Here is a 17653-nt window from a genome sequence, read left to right as displayed (position 1 = left end):
TCTGATGTCGCCGAAGACCTTTCCATTACTGCGGGAGGAAACATCATGACGTCCAATGTCAGCGCGGTCGGCGAGCGGGTCGGCGAGTTCTACGACCAGCTGGTGGGCATGTTCGACGCCTCGCTGTACGGCCCGAACATCCATGTCGGCTACTGGAACAGCCAGGAGGACAGCACCACCCTGGAGGACGCCGCCGACCGGCTCACCGACATGATGATCGCGCGGCTGGGCATCGGCGCCGGCTCCCGGGTCCTGGACATCGGCTGCGGCTTCGGCGGGCCCGCGATCAGGCTCGCGCAGAAGACGGGTGCCGAGGTGGTGGGCATCAGCGTCAGCCGTAAGCAGGTCGAGAAGGCCAATGAGCTGGCCGAGGCCGCCGGGGTGAGCGGCAAGGTCACCTTCCAGTACGGCGATGCGATGGACCTGGCCTTCGACGACGGCTCCTTCGACGCCATCTGGATGCTGGAATCCGTGATGCAGATGCCCGACCGGGCCGCGGCGCTCGCGGAGGCCGCCCGCGTTCTGCGCCCGGGCGGACGGCTGGCACTCACCGACAACTACGAGCGTGAGGAGATATCCGAAGAGCGGCGGCCGGTCATCGAGAACATTCTCCAGCGGTACCTCACCCAGCCGCCCGCGTCTTTCGAGACATACCCGGCGATGCTGCGGCAGGCGGGGCTGCGCTGTACGGAGCTGCTCGACGTCAGCGAAAGCACGACCAAGCAGTCGGTTCGGCGGCTCGGTGAGGCCATGGCCCAGAACATGGAGCAGCTGGCGTCCAAGGTCGACCCGGAGGTCTTCAACAAGTTGAAGCCCGCCGAGGGCGAGAACATGGAAATGCCAGAGCTGGGTTATCTCATCGCCACCGCGCGGCGCCCCGAAACCGCGTAAGTTCTCGGCGCCGGAAACCCAAGTTCTCGGCGCCGGAATTTCCCGGTTCTCGTCAGGGAGTCATTCAGGGGCGGGTCGGCACATTCGGCCCGCCCCCTCGGCGCTGAGGGTCCGCGACCGAGCCGCCGGGGGCCGCGATCGACCGCCGGGGCCACGCGGTGCCGACGTCGTACGGCGCATGGCGTGGCCTACCGTGGGAGGCAGCCGGAGAACCAGGGAGGCGGGCAAGATGACCAGCGCACCGGACACCGTCCCGCTGCCCTCGGGGGAGCGGATCCCGCCGCTCGGCCAGGGCACCTGGCACATCGGTGACCACCCCCGGCGCCGCGCCGATGAGATCGCGGCGCTGCGGCGCGGACTCGACCTCGGCATGACCGTCGTGGACACGGCCGAGATGTACGGCAGCGGCGCCTCCGAGGAACTCGTCGGTGAGGCGATCGCCGGCCGTCGCGACGAGGTGTTCCTGGTCAGCAAGGTGCTCCCGGGCCACGCCGACCGCAGTGGCACCATCGCGGCCTGCGAGGCCAGTCTGCGGCGGCTCGGTACGGACCGGCTGGATCTGTATCTGCTGCACTGGCGGGGGCGGATTCCGCTGGAGGAGACCCTGGAAGCCTTCGCCGAACTCACCGAGAGCGGCAAGATCCGCCACTGGGGCGTGAGCAACTTCGACGCCTCCGACATGACGGATCTCGTCGCCATCCCCGGTGGCGACGGTGTCGCCGTCAACCAGGTTCTCTACAACCTCACCCGGCGCGGTGTGGAGTACGACCTCATGCCCTGGTGCCATCGGCGCGACATCGCCCTGATGGCCTATTCGCCCATCGAGCAGGGACGCGTGCCACGCACCGGCGCGCTGCGGGAGGTCGCACGGGCCCATGACGCGACACCCGCGCAGGTGATGCTGGCGTGGGTGCTCCGGCAGGGAGTGATGGCGATCCCCAAGGCCGGGCGGGCCGACCATGTCGAGGAGAACCGCGCCGCGCTGGATCTCGAGCTCACCCCCGAGGACCTGGACGCGCTGGACCGCGCCTTCCCCCCGCCCACGGGGCCCGTGCCCCTCGACGTCCTCTGAGTCCGTTGTCAGACCCCCGCGCTATGTTGCCGCCATGACGGAATTCGTACTGGTGGCGGGCGCGTGGCTGGGGTCGTGGGCATGGGACGAGGTGGTGCCGGAGCTACGGGCGGCCGGGCACGGCGCCCATGCCCTCACGCTGTCCGGACTCGCCGAGAAGCAGGGTGTGCCGGCCGGGCAGCAGACCCACGTCCAGGACATCGTCAGCGAGATCGAGCGCCTCGATCCGCGCGATGTGATCCTGGTGGGGCACAGCTATGCGGGCATCCCGGTCGGCCAGGCCGCCGAGCGCATCGGCGACCGGCTGGCCCATGTGGTGTTCGTGGACTCCAACGTTCCGGTGGACGGTGAGTCGTTCCTGTCGGCCTGGCCCAGCGGCCGGGCCGTGGTGGAGGCGTCGATGGCCGCGAACGACGGCTTCTGGGCGCCCCTGACCGAGGCCGACTGCGAGGGCCAGGGGCTCACCGAGGAGCAGGTCGCGCGGTTCGTGGCCGGTGCCACGCCGCATCCGGGCGCCACACTGTCCGAGCCTGCCGTGCTGGCGCGCCCGCTCGGCGGGCTTCCGGCCACGTACATCAAGTGTCTGCTCGACGGCGCCGAGCCGATGGGCGATGTGGCCGAGCTGCTGAAGAGCGAGCACTGGCGGCTGGTCGAGATGGACACCGGCCACTGGCCGATGTTCTCCCAGCCACGTGAGCTCGCCCGGATACTGCTCGGATGCGCCGCGGCATCGTGACGCCGCACCACACCTGACGGGTGATGGCACACGACGGTGGCGACGCCGTGTGCCATCGCACCGCAGGTGCGGTCACTCGCAGCCGTACCGCCAGTTCCACCCCACGAAGGTGTGCCGCAGCTCCACATCGAAGCGGCAGCTCGCCGTACCGTCCGCCTTCAACTGGACGTACGAGTGGTGGGTGTTGTTGTACCAGTCGCCGGTCGGGTCGAAGACGCCCTTGTACGCGAAGTCGGCGTGCGCCTCGGAGTTGACCTCGGCGCAGTCCGTGACGCAGTCGTCCTTCGCGTTCTGCGAGGTGAGCGACCAGCCGGCGTCCCACGGCTCGCGGTTCCACTCCTGAGTGGCCGTGGTGCCGCCCGTGGTGACGCGCCCGTTCGCCGTGTCCCAGGAGGAGGCGGTGTACAGACCCGTCATCCGGATGTTGCAGCAGTCGTACATCTCGTTCCAGCCACGCAGCTGATGGCCGGCGGCGGCCGTGGCGGCGCCCCCCGCAGCGGTCGCGGTGCGGGCCGAGCGGGCCGATGCCGGACCGTGCTGGACGGAGACCCGCTCCGGCTTGCAGTCGGCGCCAATGGTGATCTGCCCCGAAACGGCCTGGCCGGGCGCCGGAGCGGGGAGCTCACCGGTCAGCCGGACACCGTCACAGGACTTCGGCGCGGGGTCGGACTCCTGCGCCGTCTGCGCCGTCGCCACTGTCGTGCCGCCCAGGAGCGCCACCAGGGAGACCGCCGACACGGCCGCGATGCTTAACCGGCTGTTCACTTCTCACGCCCCTTGATCGAATGATCCATGCGATCCGAAACGGGCGGCGCGCCTCGGTGCGGATGCGCCGCCAGATCAGGGGTGATCGTAACGGCGGCCGCACGCGGCAGCGGGGGAGTGGGAAAGGTTGGCAGGAAGGTGGCAGCGCGGCCTCCGCCCGGCCGCGTCCACGACATCACACACCACGGCTGGGGTATACTGCCCGGGTCCTGTTGTCTCCGATAGAGGTGGACGTTGCGTATCTGAGGTTCGCGATCATCGCGCGGTACGGCACAAGCCGTAGCCCGTCACGCCGTAGCCGGCCTTCCTGCCGCCCGTGACCCGCGTGGATGCGACCTCGGTGCATACGCCGTCCCTCACCCTTCGGAGGGCCGCACCCCATTCCCCGGCTTGGTCGCCGCGTGGTGCTCGCATACGTAGCCCCTTTTTCACAGCGCTGACGAATGCGAGAACACCATGGCAGCATCCCCCACCCCCAGCGCCTCCGTGACCTGCTCGGCCGTGTCCTTCCAGTGGGCGGACGGCACACCCGTCTTCGACGGGCTCTCGCTCGGCATCGGGCGGGGCCGCACCGGCCTGGTGGGCACCAACGGCAGTGGCAAGTCCACGCTGCTGCGGCTGATCGCCGGCCGGTTGCGCCCCACCGAGGGGGCGGTGACCGTCGGCGGCAGCCTCGCCTACCTTCCGCAGAACATCACCCTCGACACCACCCTCCGCGTGGACCAGGCCCTGGGCATCGCCGAGCGGCGCGCCGCGCTACGGGCCATCGAGGCCGGGGACGTCGACGAGGCGCACTTCGAGACGATCGGCGACGACTGGGACGTCGAGGAGCGCGCCCTGGCGACACTGGGCTCACTCGGGCTCGGCGATGTCGAACTGGACCGCACCGTCGGCCATCTGTCCGGCGGGGAGACCGTACTGCTGCGCCTGGCCGCCCTGCTCCTGGAACGGCCCGACGTCCTGCTGCTCGACGAACCCACCAACAACCTCGACCTGTTCGCGCGACGCCGGCTCTACGACGCCGTCGACTCCTGGCGCTCCGGTGTGCTGGTCGTGGTCAGCCACGACCGTGAGCTGCTGGAGCGGGTGGACCGCATCGCCGAACTGCGAGCCGGATCGGTGACCTGGTACGGCGGCGGCTGGTCCGCCTACCAGGAGGCGCTGGCCACCCAGCAGGAGGCGGCGGCGCGCATGCTGCGGGCCGCGGAGGCGGACGTACGGCGGCAAAAGCGCGAACTGGAGGAGACCCACATCAAACTGGCACGCCGTCAGCGGAACAGCAAGAAGATGGACATCGAGCGGCGGGCCCCGAGAATCGTCGCCGGTGCCCGCAAGCGAGCCGCCCAGGAGTCGGCCGGCAAGCTCCGCGATCTGCACGAAGACCGTCTCCACGAGGCGCGCGAGCGGCGTGAGGAGGCCGCGGACGCGGTCCGCGACGACGCCGAGATCCGGGTGAGCCTGCCGCACACCGCCGTACCCGCGGGCCGCACCGTACTGACCCTGAGCGAACTGCGCCCCCAGTACGGCGCGTTGCGCGATGCCACCCTGCATGTGCACGGGCCCGAACGCATCGCGCTGGTCGGGCGCAACGGAGCCGGCAAGACGACACTGCTGCGCACCCTCACCGGCGAACTCGCCCCGCTCTCGGGGGAGGCCAGGACGCACGTACCGCTGCGGTTCCTCCCCCAGCGGCTGGATGTGCTGGACGACGAGCTGAGCGTGGCGGCGAACGTGGCGAGCCGGGCGCCCGGTGTCACCGACAACCACATCCGCGCCCAGCTCGCGCGCTTCCTCTTCAAGGGGGCGCGAGCGGAACAGCCGGCGGGCACCCTCTCGGGTGGCGAACGTTTCCGGGCCGCCCTCGCGGCCACCATGCTCGCCGCACCGGCCCCGCAGCTGCTGATACTCGACGAGCCGACCAACAATCTCGACCTGGCCAGTGTGCGGCAGCTGACGAGCGCACTGGACTCCTACGAGGGCGCGCTCGTGGTCTCGAGCCACGACCTGCCGTTCCTGGAATCGATCGGCATCACCCGGTGGCTGCTGGTCGGCGAGGAGTTGCGGGAGACCGGTGCCGACGAGGTCCGGGATCTGCTCGAGACGACATCCACGGCAGGGTAGGTGCCGCCTTCGAAAACGATCTCCTTAACGACTCGTTCGCACGAGATATATGAACTTTTAACGGGGGAGAGAAGGTGGCGGCGCGGCCGATGTGCTCGCGGCTGGCGCGATTCAGCCCGTCGCGGCGAGAGCGTGCACGACTGCTTGTTGACTCTTCAGTAATGACGTGGCTAATTTCAGTCGGCGCCATTTCGCGGGATTGCCATGCCATACGTTCGACATGCCTTGCCCGAATTATCTCCATTTCCTGCCGCGCTAGCGATTTTGGAGAAAACATGTCAGCCGCCGTGGACGCAGGCGATCTTGTCATCGGCATCACTCCGTTCGGGGAACCGGACGCCAGGCTCGCCGCGGCGGTCAGCCGCGCGGGCGGACTCGGCATCCTCGACCTGGGAACAGCGGGCCGTGAAGCCCTCCAGGCATGGGAGGACATCGGTGAGTGGGTGGCCGACGGCCGGTACGGCGTGCGGGTCGCGGCGGGCTGCCGCCTCACCCCCGCGGACCTCCTGGGCGCCCCGCCCGCCGGCGGCTCATATGGCGGGGCGCCCGGTCCGCATACGGTGGTGCTCGGCGTGGACTCACCCTGGCCGGTGGAGGCCGTTGCCGACCACTACCGGGTGCTGGCCGAGGTCACCGATCTGGACGAGGCCATCGAGGCCATCCGCGCCGGTGCGCATGGGCTGATCGCCCGGGGGAGCGAGAGCGGCGGCCGGATCGGTCCGCTGGGCACCTTCGTCCTGCTCCAGCGGCTCCTCGCCGACCCCCGGGTGTCCTTACCGGTGTGGGCCTGCGGCGGCATCGGCCCGCGCAGCGCCGCCGCGTCCGTGCTCGGCGGCGCGGCCGGGGTCGTCCTCGACACCCAGCTGGCCCTGCTCGCCGAATCCGGGCTCCCGGAGGACCGCGCCGCCGCCATCCGCTCCATGGACGGCTCCGAGACCACCGTCCTCGACGGCCACCGCGTGCTACGGCGCCGGGGGCTCGGCCCGCGCCCCGGGCCTGACCTGACCATCGGTCAGGATGGCTTTCTGGCCGCGCGGTTGGCCGAGCGGTGGCGGGACGTCGGCCGTACCGTCCGAGGCATCACGGACGCCGTCCGGGAGGCCGCACACGAGGCCGTACGCAACGGCTCCGCCGTCGTCTCGGCGCTGCGCCCCGGCGCCCCGCTGAGCACCCGCCTCGGCACCCGGCTGCCCCTCGCACAGGGCCCGATGACCCGGGTCAGCGACCGGGGCGCGTTCGCCTCGGCCGTCGCCGCCGGGGGAGCGCTGCCGTTCATCGCGCTCGCCCTGGCCGGACGCGAGCAGGCGCGCACCATGCTGGAGGAGGCCGCGGCCGCGCTGGACGGACGCCCCTGGGGCGTCGGTGTGCTCGGCTTCGCACCCGAGGAGATCAGGAACGCCCAGCTCGAGGCCGTACGGGAGATCCGCCCCAGCCACGCGATCATCGCGGGCGGACGGCCGTCCCAGGCCAAGGCGCTGGAGCGGGACGGCATCGCCACCTTTCTGCATGTGCCCTCGCCGGGGCTGCTGCACCAGTTCCTCCGGGCCGGGGCGCGGCGGTTCGTCTTCGAGGGCTCGGAATGCGGCGGGCATGTCGGGCCGCGCAACAGCTTCCCGCTGTGGGAGGCGCAGATCGCCGTCATCGAGGACTTCCTGGACGAGGCCGCGCACGACCCGCGTCACACGGCGGACACCGACGGCGCCGACGTGACCGATGGCACCGATGGCACAGATGGCACCGATGGCACCGATGGCGCGGGTGTCGAGATCTTCTTCGCCGGGGGAGTGCACGACGAACGCTCCGCCGCGATGGTGGCCGCGCTGGCCGCCCCGCTCACCCGGCGCGGCGTCGCCATCGGATCGCTGATGGGCACCGCGTATCTGTTCACCGAGGAGGCGGTGGCACACGGCGCCGTACAGCCGCTCTTCCAGCGCCAGGTGGTGGCCGCCGAGCACACCGTGCTGCTGGAGACCGCCCCCGGCCACGCCACCCGCTGCGTGCCCAGCCCCTTCACCGAGAGCTTCGACACCGTGAAGCAGCGGCTGCGGAACGAGGGCCTGCCGGACCGGGAGGTCTGGGAGCGGCTGGAGCGGCTGAACGTGGGACGGCTGAGGATCGCCAGCAAGGGCGTGGACCGCGGACCCGACGGCGCGTTGGCCCCGGTGGACGAGGAAGGCCAGCTCGGCGGCGGGATGTTCATGGCCGGGCAGGTGGCCGTGATGCGCTCGGCCACCACCACGATCGCCGCACTGCACCATGCGGTGGGCCCCGGCGCCGCCGACTTCCTCACCGCACGCGCGGAGGCGGTGTGCGAGCGCCTGGGCATGGCCACGGCCCCGGTGGCGGCCGAGCCACCCGCGCCGCTGGACGTGGCCGTCGTCGGCATGGCGTGCATGTTTCCGCAGGCACCCGACCTCGCCTCGTTCTGGGCCAATGTGGTGGGCGGTGTGGACGCCGTCACCGAGGTGCCCGCCGAGCGCTGGGACCCCGCCGTCCACTACACGGGCGACAAGGACGGCGCCTCCGCCTCCCGATGGGGCGGTTTTCTGCCGCCCATCCCCTTCGACCCGCTGCGCTACGGCATCCCCCCGGCCTCGCTCGGCAGCATCGAACCCGTACAGCTGCTCGCCCTGGAGGCCGCCCGCCGGGCCCTGGACGACGCCGGGTACGGCGACCCGTGTGATGGCGGCCGGACCTTCGACCGCTCCCGCACCTCCGTGGTGTTCGGCGCCGAGGCGGGCAGCGATCTGTCCAACGCCCAGACGCTGCGCGCCGTCCTGCCGTCCTACCTCGACGAGGTGCCGCAGGCCCTGGTGGACCGGCTGCCCCGGCTCACCGAGGACTCCTTCCCTGGCATGCTCGCCAACGTCATCTCCGGGCGGATCGCCAACCGGCTCGACCTCGGCGGCGCCAACTACACGGTGGACGCGGCCTGCGCGTCATCGCTGGCCGCCGTGGACGTGGGCTGCAAGGAGCTGACCGCCGGCACCAGTGACCTCGTGCTGTGCGGCGGCGCCGATCTGCACAACGGCATCAACGACTATGTGCTCTTCTCCTCGGTGCACGCCCTCTCCCCGACGGGCCGCTCCCGGACCTTCGACAGCTCGGCCGACGGGATCGCGCTCGGCGAGGGCGTCGCCTGCGTCGTCCTCAAACGGCTGGCCGACGCCGAACGGGACGGCGACCGCGTCTACGCCGTGATCAAGGGCGTCGGCTCCTCCAGCGACGGCCGCTCGCTCGGGCTCACCGCCCCGCGCCCCGAGGGACAGCGGGCCGCACTGGAGCGCGCCTACGCCAATGCCCGCGTCTCGCCCGCCGACGTCGGCCTGATCGAGGCGCACGGCACCGGTACGGTCGTCGGCGACCGTACCGAACTCAGCGTCCTGGGCGAAGTGTTCACCGAGGCAGGGGCCGCACCGGGGTCGTGTGCGCTGGGCTCGGTGAAGTCCCAGATCGGCCACACCAAATGCGCGGCGGGCCTCGCCGGGCTGGTGAAGGCCGCGATGGCGCTGCACACGGGCATCACACCGCCGACCCTGCATCTGACCCGGCCCAACGAGGCATGGGACGCGGACCGCAGCCCCTTCGCCTTCCACACCCGGGCCCGGCCCTGGCCCGCCGCGCCCGCAGAACGGGTGGCCGGGGTCAGCGCGTTCGGCTTCGGCGGGACCAACTTCCATGTGGTGCTCACGGCACACGGCCGCGGAGCGCCACCCGCACACGGGCTGGACGACTGGCCCGCCGAACTGTTCCTCTTCCGCGGGGCCGACCGGGCGGCGGCGCTGCGGATGGTCCAGGAGACACTCGACCAGCTCATGGCCAATGACGCGGCGGGCCGGCCGTGGCGGCTGCGCGACCTCGCGCTGACCGCCTCCCGGCGGGCCGACGCGGGACGGGAACCGGTCCGGGTGGCCGTCGTGGCCTCGGACCTGGACGACCTGGCCGCACGATTACGTCAGGTGCTCGCGGGCGATCCGCCGGACCAGGGGCCGCGCGGAGCGGACGGGCTGTACATGGCCCCGGACCCGCCCGAGAAGACAGAAGAAGCCGGGGCCGGCGGGGAGACCGGGGGCCAGCCGGGGCGCGGCAAGGTCGCGTTTCTCTTCCCCGGGCAGGGCAGCCAGCGGCCCGGGATGTTCGCCGACGACTTCGTCACCTTCCCCGGGCTCCAGCGCCATCTGCGCCACGGACGCGGCTACGCCGATGCGCTGTATCCCCCCGCCGCCTTCGACAAGACCGGGGAGACGGCACAGCGCACCGCGATCACCGACACCAGGGTGGCCCAGCCCGCACTGGGCATCGTCGGGCTCGCCGCGTACACCCTGCTCACCTCGGCCGGGGTGCGGCCCGACATGGCGGCCGGACACAGCTACGGCGAGCTGATCGCTCTGTGCGCCGCGGGTGCGCTCGACCCCCGTACGCTGCCACAGCTGAGCGCCGAGCGGGCGGCCGCCATCCTCGGCGCCGCCGAGGCCGACGCGGAGGAGCCCGGCACGATGGCCGCTGTGACCGCGGCCCCCGACGACGTCGAGCCGGTGCTGCGCGCGGCCGGGCTCGACGGGCGTGTGGTGGCCGCCAACCACAACGCGCCACGGCAGACCGTGATCTCCGGACCCCAGCGGGACGTCGAGGAGGCGGTACGGCTGCTGCGGGAGGCCGGGCACTCGGCCAAACGGATCCCGGTGGCCTGCGCCTTTCACAGCCCGCTGGTGGCCGGGGCCGGTGCCCGGTTCGCCGAGGCGCTGACCCGCCATCCGGTGCGCGAGGCGGAGTTCCCCGTCTGGGCGAACCGCACCGCCGCGCCGCACGGCGCGGAGCCGGATGCCATCCGCGCCGAACTCGCCGCCCAGATCGGCGCTCCCGTCCGCTTCGTGGCGCAGATCGAGGCCATGTACGAGGCGGGTGCACGGATCTTCGTGGAGGCGGGCCCGGGGACGGTGCTCACCCGGTTGGTGGACGAGATCCTCGACGGCCGCCCGCACCTCGCCCTCGCCTGCGAGGGACGGCGGTCCGGCGCCACCGGGCCGCGAGGTTTCCTCGACGGCCTCGCCCGGCTGGCCGTCGCCGGCGTGCCGGTGCGTACGGCCTGGATGTTCCACGGCCGGGACGCGGTGGCGGCGGGATCCGCCCCGCCACCGAAGCGGCCCGGCTGGACGGTCGACGGACACCTCGTCCGCACCGCGAACGGTGAGCTCCTGCCCGGTGCGCTGGCACCGGCCCGACGTGTCATGGAGGCCACGGTGAGCCAGACGGATCGGACGGGTGGCGGCGAGTACGGCGACAGAGACGCCCTGATCTCGGAGTTCCTGAGGACCAGCCGGGAGATGATCGCCGCCCAGCGCGATGTGCTCCTCACCTACTTCGGCGGCGCCCCGGGCGAACGGCGCGCGGCGCCGCCGTCCCCGGTCGCCCCGGCCACGTCCCTGCCCGCCGAGCCCGCCCCGGTGGCCGCCGCCCCGGAGGCCCCGGCCGCGTCCCCGGTCGCCGACGTGGGTCCTGCCTCGGCCGCACCCCCGTCCGCACCCGTCACCGGACCCGATGTGCTCCACGCCGTCTCCGAAATCATCAGCGAACGCACCGGCTATCCGGTCGACATGATCGAACCGGATCTCGATCTCGAGGCCGATCTCAGCATCGACTCCATCAAACGCGCGGAGATCGCGGGCGAGTTGGCGCGGCGGCTCGGTGTCGCGGGCGCGGACACCGCCACCCTGGGTGATGAGGAGCTGGAGGAGCTGGCCAAGGCCCGTACCACCGCTGCCGTCACCGACTGGCTCACCGCCCGTCTCGCACCCGCGACCGCCGCGCCCCCCGAGACCCCCGCGACCACCGCACCGGCCGATGAACCGGAGCCGGTGGCCGAGCAGATGGCCCGGCAGGTGGCGGATCCCGAGCCCGTGGCAGTGTCCGGCGTGGCGCCCAAGCGGATGCGGCTGGTGCCGGTGCCCCTCGGCGCACCGGACGAGGGTGCCCCCGCGTCGCCCGCCCTGACCGGCCAGCGATTCGCCCTGCTCGGCGGGGACGGCGATGGGGTGGCCGAGGCGGTGGCCGCCCGCCTCGGCGAACGCGGTGCCGAGGCCGTCGTCCTCCCCGCCGGTCATCAGCTCACCGAGGACGACGGCCGGGTGGACGGTGTGCTGCTGCTCGATCCGCTGGCCGCCTCCGGCGCGCCGGTGTTGCCGGAGGCGTTCACGGTCGTCCAGTCGGCGCTGCGGCGCGCTCCGTGGTGGCTGCTGGCGCTCAGCCGCACCGACCCGCTCGCCGCGCGTACGGCAGGGTTGCGTGGGGTGTTCCGTACGGTGGCCAGGGAGTACCCGGACACGGTCGTCCGGCTGGTGGAGTTCCCCGCCGAGGCGACCGGACTCGCCGATGCGGTGGGACTCGCCGATACGGCCGGGCTCACCGACGTGGCCGGGTCCGCCCACGCCGTCGCCGACGGGCTGCTCGACGAGCTGCTCGCCCCGGACCGTACACCCGTCGTTCTGCGCACCGCGGAAGGGCGGCGCCACCGGATGGACCTCGTGCTGTCCCCGCTGGGCGCGCTCGCCGGTTCTGGCGCCGGGCCCGCCGGGGACGGCGCGGCCGAGGCCGCCGCGCTCGGGCTGGACCGGGACGCGGTGGTGGTCCTGGTCGGCGGGGCGCGGGGCATCACCGCGCGGTTCGCCGCCACCCTCGCGTCCGCCGCCCGCTGCCGGGTCGAACTGCTCGGCCGTACGCCGGAGCCCGCCGGCCCCGAGGACCCGGCCACCGCCGGGGCCCGTGACGAGACGGCCCTGCGCGCGGCGCTCGCGGCCCGGGGCGGGCTGGGGCCCGCCGAGATCCAGCGGGAGGCCGCCCGGATCCTGGCCCGGCGCGAAGTGGCGGCCACCGCAGAGGAGTTGACCGCGCTCGGCGCCCGGGTCCGCTACCGCTCGGTGGATGTCCGCGACGCCGAAGCGGTGCTCCAGGCGGTGAAGCAGATCCACGCCGACCACGGACGGCTGGACGGTGTGGTCTACGGAGCCGGTGTGATCGAGGACCGGCTGATCGCGGAGAAGTCCGCCGAGTCCTTCCAGCGGGTGTACGGCACCAAGGTGGAGGGCGCCCGGACGCTGCTGGACGCGCTGGCCGAACTGCCGGAACCCCCGACGTTCGCCGTGTTGTTCGGCAGCATCGCGGCCGTCCTCGGAAACCGCGGCCAAGTGGACTACGCGGCGGCCAACGACGCGCTGGAGACCCTGGGCGCACGCTGGCGGGATCGCACCGGCCGCCGGGCGCTGACCGTGCACTGGGGCCCCTGGGCACCCGCCGGAGCCCACGGCGGGATGGTGACACCGGAGCTCGGCCGTGAGTACGCCCGGCGCGGCGTCTCGCTCATCGACCCCGAGGAGGGCACGCTGGCGCTGCTGCGCGAGCTGGCCTGGGGCGAGGAGTCCACGGGGTCCGTCGTCTACACCGCCTCGGGCTGGTGAGCGTGACGGACGAGCAGCCGCACCGGCAGCCGCCGGTGGCCATCGTCGGGATGTCCGTGCTGCTGCCCGGCTCGCCCGACCTGGACTCGTACTGGCGCAATCTGGTCGGCGGCGTGGACGCGATCAGCGACGTCCCGGCCGGGCGGTGGGACCCCGGTTTCTACGCCCCGGAAGGCGGTGGCGACACGCCGGCGGCGCCCGACCGGGTGTACTGCCGACGAGGCGGATTCGTGGACGAGTTCGCCCGGGTCGAGGCCGCCCGGTTCGGGATCATGCCGAATTCGGTGTCCGGCACCGAACCCGACCAGCTGATCGCCCTGGGTGTCGCGGCGGCGGCCATCGCCGACGCGGGCGGTGCGGACCGGCTGCCGGAGCGCCAGCGGGTGGGCGTGGTGCTGGGGCGGGGCGGCTATCTCACCCCCGGGCTGGTCCGGCTCGATCAGCGGGTGCGCACCGCCCACCAGCTCGTACGGACCCTCGGCGAGCTGCTGCCCGACCTCGGGCCCGGCCAACTCGACCGCGTACGGGAGGCGTTCACCGAACGGCTCGGCCCGGACCGGCCCGAGGCGGCCATCGGCCTGGTGCCCAACCTCGCCGCCTCGCGCATCGCCAACCGGCTCGATCTGCGGGGCCCCGCGTACACCGTGGACGCCGCCTGCGCCTCCTCGCTCGTCGCCGTCGACCAGGCGGTGGGGGAGCTGGCCTCGGGGCGGTGCGATGTGATGCTCGCGGGTGGCGTGCACCACTGCCACGACATCACCCTGTGGAGCGTCTTCTCCCAGCTGCGCGCGCTGTCGCCGAGCCAGCGGATCCGGCCCTTCCACCGCGCGGCCGACGGTCTGCTGATCGGTGAGGGCACCGGTGTGGTCGTCCTCAAACGGCTCGCCGACGCCCTGCGCGACGGGGACCGCGTCTACGCGGTGATCCGGGGCACCGGCGTGGCCTCCGACGGCCGTGCCACCGGACTGGTCAACCCCGACCCGGGCGGTCAGACCCGTGCCGTACGGCAGGCGTGGCGCGCCGCGGGCCTCGATCCGCGCGAACCGGGTGCCCTCGGGCTGCTGGAGGCGCACGGCACCGCGACGCCTGCCGGGGACACGGCCGAACTCGCCACGCTGGCGGAGGTGTTCGGCCCCGGTGACAGGCCGGGTGAGACGGCCGTCATCGGCTCGGTGAAGTCGATGATCGGCCACACCATGCCCGCCGCCGGTGTCGCGGGTCTGGTGAAGGCCGCCCTCGCGGTCCACCACGGCCGGTTGCTGCCCACCCTGCACTGCGACGACCCCCATCCGGCGCTGGCGGCCACCCGCTTCTCGGTGCTCGACTCGGTCGCGCCCTGGGACGCTCCCGTACGGCGCGCCGCCGTCAACGCCTTCGGCTTCGGCGGGATCAACGCCCATGTGGTGCTGGAGCAGCCGCCGCGGGTGCCGGAGACGCGGCGCGCCACGACCCGCGTCATCGAACCGGAGCGAGTGCTGGCGCTGGCGGCGGACACCCCGGAGCGGCTGGCCGAACTGCTGGCGGCGGACGACACGACCGTACGGACGACGGTGACGGGGCGGGACGCCCGTACCCGCCTGGGCATCGTCGACCCCACCGCGAAACGGCTGGCGCTCGCCCGGCGGATGGTGGCCAAGGGCCGTCCGTGGCGGGGCCGCAACGACATCTGGTTCACCCCCGAGCCACTGCTCGGCGCGGGCCCGGCGCCGAGGGGGAAGCTGGCCTTCGTCTTCCCCGGTCTCGAAGCCGAGTTCGTCCCCCGCGTGGACGGTGTCGCGGAGTACTTCGGGCTCTCCCGGCCCGCCGGGGACCGCTTCGGCGAGGCGGCGCGCGTGGGCGACATCGGCCGCCATGGTGTCGGCGTCTTCGGCGTCGGGCGGCTGCTGGACGCGGCGCTGCGGCGGATGGGGGTCGTACCGGACGCGGTGGCCGGGCACAGCGTGGGGGAGTGGACCGCGCTGGTCGTGGGCGGCCTCTACGCGGGCGAGGAGGTCGACGCCTTCCTCGACTCCTTCGACCCGGACGCGCTGCGGGTGCCCGGTCTGGCCTTCGCCGTCCTGGGCGCGGGCGCGCGGCGGGTGTCCGACGCGCTCACCGGGCGGGCGGACGGCCGGATCGTGCTCTCGCACGACAACGCGCCCGGCCAGTCGATGGTGTGCGGACCGCGTGGTGATGTCGAGGAGTTCGTCCGGGCCATGCGCGCCGAGGGCGTGATCGCGCAGGTCCTGCCCTTCCAGTCCGGCTTCCACACCCCGATGCTGGCGCCCTACCTCGACCCCATCCGAGCCGTGACGGAACGCTTCGAGCTGCTGCTGCCGCCCAGGACCCCCGTCTGGTCCGGGACGACGGCCGCACCGTATCCGGCGACCGAGGCGGAGGTGCGCGCACTGTTCATCCGGCATCTGCTGGAGCCGGTGCGCTTCCGGCTGCTGACGGAGGCCCTGTACGAGGCGGGGTTCCGCGCGTTCGTCCAGGTGGGCACGGGGCAGCTGGGGTCGCTCATCGGTGACACGCTGCACGGCCGTGATCACTTGGTGGTGGCCGCCAACTCGCCCCACCGGGACGGGGTGTCCCAACTTCGGCGCGTGGCCACGGCGCTGTGGGCGGAGGGCGCGGAGGTGGCTCCCGCGCTGTCTCGTGAAGCCTCGGGCGCGAGATCGGCGCTTCCCGCGGTCCGGCTGGATCTGAGCGGTTCGCTGATCTCGCTCGGCGAAGCGAGGCTGAGCGAGCTTCGCAACGTGGTGGGCAATCGTTCCCCCGGGCGGAACGGGTGGGCACCACCCCACCCGCACCCGGCAACGGCGAATGCGTCTCACGGCGCGACACCGCACCCGCCGTCCACCCCGTGGGCAGCAGAACTGAACGCCCTGCTCAGCGAGACCGCCGCCACCGCGACAGCGGTCATCGCGGCAAGCCACCCACCGACCCCGCACACCCACGATCTGCGGGTCTCCACCGAGACCATGCCCTACCTCCGTGACCACTGCTTCTTCCCGCAACGCCCGGGCTGGCCCGATGAGTCGGACCGCTGGCCGGTGGTCCCGGCCACCACGATCGTCCAGCACCTCATGGACACGGCGGAGCGCACGGCGGGCACCAACCCCGTGGCCGTCGCCGTACACGGCGCCCGCTTCGACCAGTGGGTGACGGCCGCACCACTCACCGCCGTCCAGGTCACCGCGACCCCCACCTCGCGGGCGGCCCACTACACCGTCACCTTCGGCCGCAGCGCCCGCGCCACCGTGGAGGTGGCCGCCCGTCACCCCGACACCCGTCCCACGCGCTGGACCGTCGACCCGGCCACCGAGCGCACACCCGACCACACCGCACGGCTCATCTACGCCGAGCGCTGGATGTTCCACGGCCCGGGCTTCCAAGGGCTCACCGAACTCACCGCGATCGGTGCGTCGCACATACGCGGCACGATCACCACACCCCCCGCGCCCGGGGCCCTGCTGGACAACGTCGGACAGCTCCTCGGCTACTGGATCATGGCGACCCGCACCGAACGGACCGTGGTCTTCCCGGTCGGCATGCGTCTGATGCGCTTCTTCGGCCCGCATCCGGCCCCCGGCACTCCGGTGGAGTGCCTGATCAGGATCACCTCGCTGACCGATACCGCGCTCGAGGCCGACGCACAGCTGCTGATCGGCGGCCAGGTGTGGGCGGAGCTGTCCGGCTGGCAGGACCGCCGGTTCGACAACCACCCCGAGACCCGGCCCGTGGAGCGCTTCCCGCAGCGCAACACGCTGTCCCGGCCCCAGCCGGGCGGCTGGGTGCTGCTCCATGAGCGCTGGCCCGACCTGGCCTCACGCGACCTGATCATGCGTAACCACCTGGGCAGTGACGAGCGCGCCGACTATGAACACCAGCCGCCACGCGGCCGCAGACAGTGGCTGCTGGGCAGGATCGCGGCCAAGGACGCGGTGCGCCGATGGCTCTGGGACCATGGCGAAGGCCCGGTCTTCCCCGCCGAGATCGGGATCCGCGAGGACGCCCAGGGGCGCCCGTACGCCATCGGCGTGCACGGCCGGACCCTGCCCGAACTGGCGCTCTCGCTGGCGCACCGGGCCGAGACCGGGGTCGCCCTCGTGGTGCCGCGCCACGCGAACGCCGCCGCGAGTCCCGGTATCGCCCTCGAAGAGGTCACCGACCGCGATGACGTGGCCGCCGTCCTCGCCCGGCCGGAGCGGGAACTCCTCGCGGCCGTGACGGCCCGGACCGGTGGGTCACCCGCGCGCTGGGCCACCACCTTCCGGGCCGCGAAGGAGGCGGTCGCCACGGCGGAGGGGGCGGGGCCCCGCGACCGGCCACGGGCCCTGACCATCGCCGAGGTACGGCCGGGAACGGGCCGCCCCGATGCGCCACCCGCCCGGCTCGTCGTCGAGGTGGCGGCCGCCACCCCCGGACAGCCCCCGCGCCGCTACGCAGTCCACTCCATCACCGTCGCCAACCCGCCCGGACTGCCGGACCGGGACTACGCCGTGGCCTGGACGACCGGCCCGGACCATCAGGAACAGGACGAGGAGAGCGATCAGTGACCACCGTCAATCAGACCGCCCCGTCACCCGCCGCCGACGCACCGGCCGACGCACCGGCCGACGCACCGGCCGACGC

At 72.9% G+C, this 17653-nt stretch carries 7 protein-coding genes and 1 pseudogene; 7 read left to right on the top strand and 1 reads right to left on the bottom strand.

Annotated features, from left to right (window positions below; all coding sequences use genetic code 11):
- Window positions 1-45: 45 nt before the first annotated feature.
- From ACT2CW_RS13495 to ACT2CW_RS13485, 3 genes are all read left to right on the top strand, one after another.
- A complete protein-coding gene (locus ACT2CW_RS13495; protein WP_182467308.1) occupies window positions 46-891 on the top strand; it encodes an SAM-dependent methyltransferase in 846 nt (281 codons plus the stop codon).
- Between the two features lie 229 nt (window positions 892-1120).
- Window positions 1121-1963 (top strand): aldo/keto reductase, encoded by an 843-nt coding sequence (locus ACT2CW_RS13490; protein WP_445516717.1) that lies wholly within the window; start codon window positions 1121-1123, stop codon window positions 1961-1963.
- 34 nt (window positions 1964-1997) lie between these two features.
- Window positions 1998-2699, top strand: coding sequence for an alpha/beta fold hydrolase (locus ACT2CW_RS13485; protein WP_445516716.1), 702 nt, complete (start codon window positions 1998-2000; stop codon window positions 2697-2699).
- A 72-nt stretch (window positions 2700-2771) separates the two neighbouring features.
- Here the strand turns inward: ACT2CW_RS13485 and ACT2CW_RS13480 are convergent, their stop codons facing one another.
- The gene (locus tag ACT2CW_RS13480) at window positions 2772-3464 is read right to left on the bottom strand and encodes a hypothetical protein (protein ID WP_445516715.1); all 693 of its coding nucleotides are present in this window, start codon (window positions 3462-3464) and stop codon (window positions 2772-2774) included.
- Window positions 3465-3920: 456 nt separating this feature from the next.
- Between ACT2CW_RS13480 and ACT2CW_RS13475 the strand changes: the two are divergent.
- The 4 genes and pseudogenes from ACT2CW_RS13475 to ACT2CW_RS13460 all read left to right on the top strand — a co-directional run.
- Window positions 3921-4532: pseudogene (locus ACT2CW_RS13475) on the top strand (ATP-binding cassette domain-containing protein); the annotation flags it as partial.
- Window positions 4533-4655: 123 nt separating this feature from the next.
- Window positions 4656-5585 (top strand): ATP-binding cassette domain-containing protein, encoded by a 930-nt coding sequence (locus ACT2CW_RS13470; protein WP_445517005.1) that lies wholly within the window; start codon window positions 4656-4658, stop codon window positions 5583-5585.
- 275 nt (window positions 5586-5860) lie between these two features.
- A complete protein-coding gene (locus ACT2CW_RS13465) occupies window positions 5861-13036 on the top strand; it encodes an SDR family NAD(P)-dependent oxidoreductase (protein ID WP_445516714.1) in 7176 nt (2391 codons plus the stop codon).
- The gene (locus ACT2CW_RS13460) at window positions 13033-17577 is read left to right on the top strand and encodes a beta-ketoacyl synthase N-terminal-like domain-containing protein (RefSeq protein WP_445516713.1); all 4545 of its coding nucleotides are present in this window, start codon (window positions 13033-13035) and stop codon (window positions 17575-17577) included. The genes ACT2CW_RS13465 and ACT2CW_RS13460 overlap by 4 nt, the downstream gene beginning before the upstream one ends.
- Window positions 17578-17653: the final 76 nt, after the last annotated feature.

The organism is Streptomyces sp. NEAU-174, assembly GCF_052665095.1.
This window is presented reverse-complemented; position numbering and strand designations above follow the sequence as displayed.

Bases quoted from the DNA above. Each gene is read 5' to 3' on its own strand.
- ACT2CW_RS13485 (WP_445516716.1), top strand. From the start codon at position 1,998: ATGACGGAATTCGTACTGGTGGCGGGCGCGTGGCTGGGGTCGTGGGCA.
- ACT2CW_RS13470 (WP_445517005.1), top strand. From the start codon at position 4,656: ATGCTGCGGGCCGCGGAGGCGGACGTACGGCGGCAAAAGCGCGAACTG.
- ACT2CW_RS13490 (WP_445516717.1), top strand. From the start codon at position 1,121: ATGACCAGCGCACCGGACACCGTCCCGCTGCCCTCGGGGGAGCGGATC.
- ACT2CW_RS13495 (WP_182467308.1), top strand. From the start codon at position 46: ATGACGTCCAATGTCAGCGCGGTCGGCGAGCGGGTCGGCGAGTTCTAC.
- ACT2CW_RS13465 (WP_445516714.1), top strand. From the start codon at position 5,861: ATGTCAGCCGCCGTGGACGCAGGCGATCTTGTCATCGGCATCACTCCG.